We start from the raw sequence: 6,657 nt of genomic DNA, 5'->3' as shown, positions 1-6,657 counted from the left end.
CAGCTTGGCGTTGGTTGTCCAAGTTTAAGGTGGTAGGCTGAGATCTTAGGTAAATCCGGGATCTTAAGGCCGAGAGCTGATGACGAGTTACCCTTTGGGTGACGAAGTGGTTGATGCCATGCTTCCAAGAAAAGCTTCTAAGCTTCAGGTAACCAGGAACCGTACCCCAAACCGACACAGGTGGTTGGGTAGAGAATACCAAGGCGCTTGAGAGAACTCGGGTGAAGGAACTAGGCAAAATGGCACCGTAACTTCGGGAGAAGGTGCGCCGGTGAGGGTGAAGCACTTGCTGCGTAAGCCCACGCCGGTCGAAGATACCAGGCCGCTGCGACTGTTTATTAAAAACACAGCACTCTGCAAACACGAAAGTGGACGTATAGGGTGTGACGCCTGCCCGGTGCCGGAAGGTTAATTGATGGGGTTAGCTAACGCGAAGCTCTTGATCGAAGCCCCGGTAAACGGCGGCCGTAACTATAACGGTCCTAAGGTAGCGAAATTCCTTGTCGGGTAAGTTCCGACCTGCACGAATGGCGTAACGATGGCGGCGCTGTCTCCACCCGAGACTCAGTGAAATTGAAATCGCTGTGAAGATGCAGTGTATCCGCGGCTAGACGGAAAGACCCCGTGAACCTTTACTATAGCTTTGCACTGGACTTTGAATTTGCTTGTGTAGGATAGGTGGGAGGCTTTGAAGCGTGGACGCCAGTTCGCGTGGAGCCAACCTTGAAATACCACCCTGGCAACTTTGAGGTTCTAACTCAGGTCCGTTATCCGGATCGAGGACAGTGTATGGTGGGTAGTTTGACTGGGGCGGTCTCCTCCTAAAGAGTAACGGAGGAGTACGAAGGTGCGCTCAGACCGGTCGGAAATCGGTCGTAGAGTATAAAGGCAAAAGCGCGCTTGACTGCGAGACAGACACGTCGAGCAGGTACGAAAGTAGGTCTTAGTGATCCGGTGGTTCTGTATGGAAGGGCCATCGCTCAACGGATAAAAGGTACTCCGGGGATAACAGGCTGATACCGCCCAAGAGTTCATATCGACGGCGGTGTTTGGCACCTCGATGTCGGCTCATCACATCCTGGGGCTGAAGCCGGTCCCAAGGGTATGGCTGTTCGCCATTTAAAGTGGTACGCGAGCTGGGTTTAGAACGTCGTGAGACAGTTCGGTCCCTATCTGCCGTGGACGTTTGAGATTTGAGAGGGGCTGCTCCTAGTACGAGAGGACCGGAGTGGACGAACCTCTGGTGTTCCGGTTGTCACGCCAGTGGCATTGCCGGGTAGCTATGTTCGGAAAAGATAACCGCTGAAAGCATCTAAGCGGGAAACTTGCCTCAAGATGAGATCTCACTGGGACCTTGAGTCCCCTGAAGGGCCGTCGAAGACTACGACGTTGATAGGCAGGGTGTGTAAGCGCTGTGAGGCGTTGAGCTAACCTGTACTAATTGCCCGTGAGGCTTGACCATATAACACCCAAGCAATTTGCTGATCCTGCTCTGGAAACGGAGAAAGGCGCCAGATTGCGGTGTGTGAAGACGAAATGAACCGAAAGTTCGAGTCAAAACCCACAAACTATCGCATACCCATTCGCTGGAACGTGACCGTAAGGCACGCGCTGGCTACCGAATTTCTTGACGACCATAGAGCATTGGAACCACCTGATCCCATCCCGAACTCAGAAGTGAAACGATGCATCGCCGATGGTAGTGTGGGGTTTCCCCATGTGAGAGTAGGTCATCGTCAAGATTAAATTCCGAAACCCCTATCTGCTGACGCAGGTAGGGGTTTTGTTTTTGCGTTAGAAAAGGTGACCTGGGGGCATCCTCCCCGACACCATCAATCAAGCCCCAGGTACCGGGCAGCTCAGGTCTCCTTCTTCGCAGTTGAGGTACGTCTTGAACGCCTCTACTCGCGCCTTCGTCAGGGCTGTAATGCAGTCATTCTGAATCATCGGATAGACGCTCCCCCCTTCGACACCAGAAGCAGAAAAGCTGCATTCGGCGTCACGGAAGTCAATCCAGGCTCGCTGTGCCTTGACCAGCAATTGCTTGGCCTCGGCATTGTCTTTCAAACGCGCTGTGATCTGTTTGTACAGACTGTTCAGTTCCTTGTCGGTAGCCTTGGTCTCTTGGGCTGCACACTGGTTTATGTCGCCTTGGGTCGTGGCGTTGGTACAAACGTCAGCCTGGACAGCGCCAATGAACAACAGCGGAATCAGGGGCAGCAACAAACGGGTGTACATCATCAATCTCTCCATGAGGGGTAAAAACTGCTGGAGGAGTGTAACCAAACAAGGCGTTGATACAACTTTACGGTTGGCCTTGTGGTCTTACAGGCCTAATGTTGAACACAGGAGGTGACGACCCATGCATCTATCTGATCGTATCGAAAGAAAGATCTTGTTGAAGGCGCCGCGTTCGCAGGTCTGGCGAGCCCTGGCCAATGCTGAAGCCTTCGGCCAATGGTTTGGCGTGGATCTCGCGGGCAAGCGGTTTGTTGCCGGTGAGCGCACCCAAGGGCAGATTACCTATCCGGGTTATGAGCATCTTGTGTGGGATGTCCTGGTGGAGCGTGTCGAACCCGAGCGAGTGTTCTCGTTTCGCTGGCATCCTTACGCTGTGGAGCCGCAGACCGACTATTCCCAAGAGTCCGAGACGCGTGTGCAATTCGAGCTTGAAGACATGGGCGGTGGCACTCTGCTGAAGGTAGTGGAGTCGGGGTTCAATGACATTCCCGAGGCGCGTCGACTCAAGGCTTTCCGAATGGACAGTCGTGGTTGGGATGAACAGATGGCCAATATTGAAGAGTATCTGAACAAGCCGTGATGGATCCCAAGGACCGAAAGCAGGCTTTGAAACGCCGGTTACCTGACCGGCTAAGGGTTTCCGGAAGGGGTGATATGGCGAATGTCTTACACGGCTTGGTAGCTATGTCCTCTGTTTCACTTTGGATCCGACGCGTAATCTAGCCTCATCCACTGAAGCACAGGAAGTGCTCAGGATCAGGGACGATCGACCTTGCAAGGATGGCTACCGACAGGGAGTCGTAATGGTCTTGGAAAAACCCGCTTCGGCGGGTTTTTTTTCGCCTGTAGAAAAGTAACAGTGGCGAATAGCGAAACGCTTACGTTGCGATGCTGCTTTCTCGTCTTTTTCTGCCTATTGATCCCCTCTAATCTACATCCATCCACTGAGTACAGGGAGTGCTTGGGGTCATGGATGATGGGACCCGGCATGGAGTGCCTGACAGGAAGTCAATCTGGTCCTTGAAAAACCCGCCTAGGCGGGTTTTTTTTCGTCCCAAGAATAGCCCCATCATGCCAGGCGCCGTCCCATGGTGCGGTCGGCTCCATCAGCCGCGAGGGTCTGGCCACCAGGAGTGCGCTCTGCACCATCAGCCGCGAGGGTCTGACCGCCAGGAGTGCGATCCGCGCCGTCTGCTGCCACTGACTGCAAAGGCTCAGGCGATTGGGTAAAGAATCGATCCTGTTGCTGGCTTGGCAATGCGAAAGCGCTGGCGCTCAGGACAAGGCTGGTAACGGCGATCAAGGAATTGAAAGTTTTCATGGCAATGACTCCGGTCGTATCAAAGGGTTGAGTGCCGGGTCGTTCAGATGTCGAAATCTGCTGAACCCGTTGCAGCCCGGACGGTTGTCTTGCTGCATGGGTTCAGAGTAGGGGCGAGGTGGCTAGGGTCGTTAGTCGGATACTGCCCTCGGTTTGCCTGATCCTGTTTGTATGCAGAATCAGGCGCTGCTCGCTTGCAACGCCTGGGCGCGAAGGCGAGCGATGTCCTTGCTCGGTGAGGCACCGAATAGACGGCTGTATTCACGGCTGAACTGCGAGGGGCTCTCGTAGCCCATCTTGTAGCCGATTGACGAAACATCGCTGTTCTCCGCCAGCAGCAGTCGTCGGGCTTCCTGCAGGCGTAACTGTTTCTGGTATTGCAGCGGGCTCATGGCGGTCACGGCCTTGAAGCGATGATGCAGTGCCGAGGGACTCAGATTGATCATCTGCGCCAGGCTGTCGATGCTCAATGGTTCGGCGTAATGGGTGTTAAGCCACTCGATGGCGCGGCTGATGCGGTGGGTCTGGGTGTCAGGAATAGCGATTTCGTGCAGCCGCCTGCCTTGGGCGCCTCGCAACAGTCGATAGAAAATCTCTTTCTGGGCCAGTGGCGCGAGGGTGGCGATGTCGTCCGGGCTGTCGAGCAGTCGCAGCAAACGCAGCATTGCGTCGAGCAGCGGCTCGTCGATGCGGTCCAGGAACAATCCGCGATCGGCTCTTTCGCTCGGTACGCCAATTGGGCTGGCATCGGCGATCAACTGGCAGATCTGTGCCGGGTCGATGTCCAGGCGTATGCACAGGTACGGTTGCTCGGGGCTGGCCTCGATCACCTGGCCGGCCAGCGGCAGCGTCACAGAGACCACCAGGTAATTGAGCGGATCGTAAACGTAGCGCTCGTCAGACAGCGTGACTTCCTTGCGCCCCTGGACAATCACGCACAGCCCGGGCTTGTGCACAACGTGCAAGGCCTCGGTGGGTTGATCGCTGCGGATCAGGTGCAAGGCCTCGATGGCCGTTGCGTGGACACCATATTCCGGTGCGAAGCGCTTCATCAGGTTCGCCAGCTCGGCGCGACGCTGATCTACGCCGTTAATGGGCGTGATGGTGATGGACGTGGATACCGACATGCCGATCAATCTCCCTGGCCAATTTAATGGATCGCGCTAGTAAAGCTGATTGCAGCCGTAACGACCAGAGGCGTTATCGTTACAGGATCGTGCAAATGCGCAGGAGAATCCGGCTAACCGAAGCGCCTGACACCCTCCTAATCTGGACCTGTCAAAACGCTCCCACCGGGGGCCAACGCATCCAGACGAGGAAACCATCATGTCCGATATTCAAAACAAAGTAGTGGTCATCACTGGCGCCAGCAGCGGGATTGGTGAGGCGGCAGCACGGTTGTTGGCGGCCCGGGGGGCTTGCGTGGTGCTTGGCGCCCGGCGCGTGGAGCGCTTGCAAGCGCTGGTGCAGGAACTTGAAGCCGCCGGTCACCGGGCTGCCTGCAAAGTCGTGGACGTGACCCGTCGCGACGATGTCCAGAGCCTGATCGATTTCGCCGTCGAGAAATTCGGCGGGCTTGACGTGATCATCAATAACGCCGGCGTCATGCCGCTCTCCAAGCTTGAGGCGCTGAAGGTCGAGGAATGGGACCGCATGATCGACGTCAACATCCGTGGCGTGCTCCACGGCATCGCCGCCGGCCTGCCGTTGATGCAGCGCCAGCGCAGCGGACAGTTCATCAATATTGCCTCCATCGGTGCGTACACCGTCAGCCCGACTGCCGCTGTGTACTGCGCGACCAAATTTGCCGTACGGGCGATTTCCGAAGGCCTGCGCCAGGAGGTGGGTGGGGATGTCCGCGTGACGGTGATTTCCCCCGGCGTGACCGAGTCGGAACTGGCGGAAAGCATTTCCGACGAAGGCGGACGGGCCGAGATGCGCGAGTTCCGCAGGATCGCCATTCCCGCCGAGGCCATCGCTCGGGCAATTGCCTATGCGATCGAGCAACCGGCGGACGTGGACGTCAGCGAACTGGTGGTGCGGCCGACGGCCAGCCCATTTTAAAACCTGGCGACCACTAGGAGACGTCCCGTGAGAAAGGCATTTGGAGATCAGGACAAATTCGTCGGCCTGTGGGTGACGGCCGATGGCGTGATTCGCCATCGGTTGCTTCCGGGCGGGCGCTACGACGAAGCACGGGGCACTCGGGAGAGTGCCTACGAGGGCGACTATTGGCTGCAGGACGACCATATCGAATACCACGACGATACGGGTTTCACCGCCGACGGGGATTTCCGCGATGGCGTGCTGTATCACGCCGGAATGGTCCTGTATCGCCAGGAAGAATAGGCCATCCAAGCCAGGCACCGGATTGCTGTGCCTGGCTGAACCTGCCGCTACGCTGTTTCCAAGCGTGCCGCAGCCCGCTGGGTAATCTGCGAGCGCACGCGGAACGATTCCGCCGAACGCCGGTTGGCCTCTTCGAGCACCAGCGTCGGCGCGGTGTCCGGGGAACCTGCGGCGAACGGCGGAGCCGGTGCGTATTCAAGCTGCAATTGGACCAGCTCGGCGGTGTCCTGGTCGAACAGCTCGGCCGCCAGGGTCAAGGCAAAATCGATTCCCGCGGTGATGCCGCCACCGGTAAGCAGATTGCCGTCGCGGACCACACGGTCCTTCACCGGCGTCGCCCCCAGCGGCTGCAACAAACTGTGGAAGGCCCAGTGGGTGGTGGCGCGCTTGCCGCGCAACAATCCCGCCGCGCCGAGTACCAGCGCACCGGTGCACACCGAGGTGATGTATTTGGCGTGAGTGGCCTGGCGTTTGATGAAGGCCAGGGTCTGCTCGTCTTCCATCAACGGACCGACGCCGCTACCACCGGGGACACAAATGACGTCGAGCTTCGGACAGTCCTCGAAGGTGGTGGTTGGCAGCAGGACCAAGCCCGTGCTGGAGGTAACCGGCGCCAGGTCTTTCCAGATCAGATGCACTTTCACATCTGGCAGCGAAGCCAGCACGTCATAAGGCCCGGTGAGGTCCAACTGCTGAACCTGGGGGAATAACAGAAAACCGATCTGCAACGTCATGTCGCTTGCTCC

The 6,657-nt window shown here is 57.3% G+C and carries 7 protein-coding genes and 2 rRNA genes (1 of these 9 only partly in view); 5 read left to right on the top strand and 4 right to left on the bottom strand.

Features of this window, described 5'->3' with window-relative positions; genetic code table 11:
- A 23S ribosomal RNA gene (locus J3P89_RS20005) occupies positions 1 to 1,462 on the top strand (it extends 1,430 nt beyond the left edge of the window).
- Between the two features lie 164 nt (positions 1,463 to 1,626).
- Positions 1,627 to 1,742, top strand: a 5S ribosomal RNA gene (gene rrf, locus J3P89_RS20000).
- A 94-nt stretch (positions 1,743 to 1,836) separates the two neighbouring features.
- On the opposite strand, the gene J3P89_RS19995 is transcribed toward rrf, so the two are convergent.
- Entirely contained in the window at positions 1,837 to 2,238 is a 402-nt protein-coding gene (locus J3P89_RS19995; protein ID WP_434698032.1) for a lysozyme inhibitor LprI family protein, read from the bottom strand.
- A 124-nt stretch (positions 2,239 to 2,362) separates the two neighbouring features.
- Between J3P89_RS19995 and J3P89_RS19990 the strand changes: the two genes are divergently transcribed.
- Positions 2,363 to 2,821, top strand: a complete 459-nt coding sequence (locus J3P89_RS19990) for an SRPBCC family protein (protein ID WP_434653100.1) — start codon at positions 2,363 to 2,365, stop codon at positions 2,819 to 2,821.
- Positions 2,822 to 3,310: 489 nt separating this feature from the next.
- On the opposite strand, the gene J3P89_RS19985 is transcribed toward J3P89_RS19990, so the two are convergent.
- Complete coding sequence (locus tag J3P89_RS19985) at positions 3,311 to 3,562, bottom strand: hypothetical protein (RefSeq protein ID WP_434695440.1); 252 nt, start codon at positions 3,560 to 3,562, stop codon at positions 3,311 to 3,313.
- Positions 3,563 to 3,741: 179 nt separating this feature from the next.
- Complete coding sequence (locus J3P89_RS19980; RefSeq protein ID WP_434695439.1) at positions 3,742 to 4,689, bottom strand: AraC family transcriptional regulator N-terminal domain-containing protein; 948 nt, start codon at positions 4,687 to 4,689, stop codon at positions 3,742 to 3,744.
- Between the two features lie 199 nt (positions 4,690 to 4,888).
- Between J3P89_RS19980 and J3P89_RS19975 the strand changes: the two genes are divergently transcribed.
- Positions 4,889 to 5,626, top strand: coding sequence for an SDR family oxidoreductase (locus J3P89_RS19975; protein ID WP_434695438.1), 738 nt, complete (start codon positions 4,889 to 4,891; stop codon positions 5,624 to 5,626).
- A gap of 27 nt (positions 5,627 to 5,653) precedes the next feature.
- Positions 5,654 to 5,911 (top strand): Atu4866 domain-containing protein, encoded by a 258-nt coding sequence (locus J3P89_RS19970; RefSeq protein ID WP_434569274.1) that lies wholly within the window; start codon positions 5,654 to 5,656, stop codon positions 5,909 to 5,911.
- Between the two features lie 47 nt (positions 5,912 to 5,958).
- Here J3P89_RS19970 and inhA read toward each other — a convergent pair whose 3' ends face one another.
- Complete coding sequence (gene inhA, locus J3P89_RS19965) at positions 5,959 to 6,645, bottom strand: isonitrile hydratase (protein WP_434695437.1); 687 nt, start codon at positions 6,643 to 6,645, stop codon at positions 5,959 to 5,961.
- Between the last annotated feature and the right edge of the window lie 12 nt (positions 6,646 to 6,657).

This window comes from Pseudomonas sp. Z1-14 (assembly GCF_051132005.1).
In the GTDB taxonomy this organism is placed as follows: Bacteria; Pseudomonadota; Gammaproteobacteria; order Pseudomonadales; family Pseudomonadaceae; genus Aquipseudomonas.
The sequence above is the reverse complement of the archived record's forward strand: the minus strand, read 5'-3'. Positions and strand labels throughout refer to the sequence as shown.

Excerpts from the sequence above, each read along its gene's own strand:
- J3P89_RS19975 (WP_434695438.1), top strand. The coding sequence starts at position 4,889 with ATGTCCGATATTCAAAACAAAGTAGTGGTCATCACTGGCGCCAGCAGC.
- J3P89_RS19995 (WP_434698032.1), bottom strand. The coding sequence starts at position 2,238 with ATGTACACCCGTTTGTTGCTGCCCCTGATTCCGCTGTTGTTCATTGGC.
- J3P89_RS19985 (WP_434695440.1), bottom strand. The coding sequence starts at position 3,562 with ATGAAAACTTTCAATTCCTTGATCGCCGTTACCAGCCTTGTCCTGAGC.
- J3P89_RS19980 (WP_434695439.1), bottom strand. The coding sequence starts at position 4,689 with ATGTCGGTATCCACGTCCATCACCATCACGCCCATTAACGGCGTAGAT.
- inhA (WP_434695437.1), bottom strand. The coding sequence starts at position 6,645 with ATGACGTTGCAGATCGGTTTTCTGTTATTCCCCCAGGTTCAGCAGTTG.
- J3P89_RS19990 (WP_434653100.1), top strand. The coding sequence starts at position 2,363 with ATGCATCTATCTGATCGTATCGAAAGAAAGATCTTGTTGAAGGCGCCG.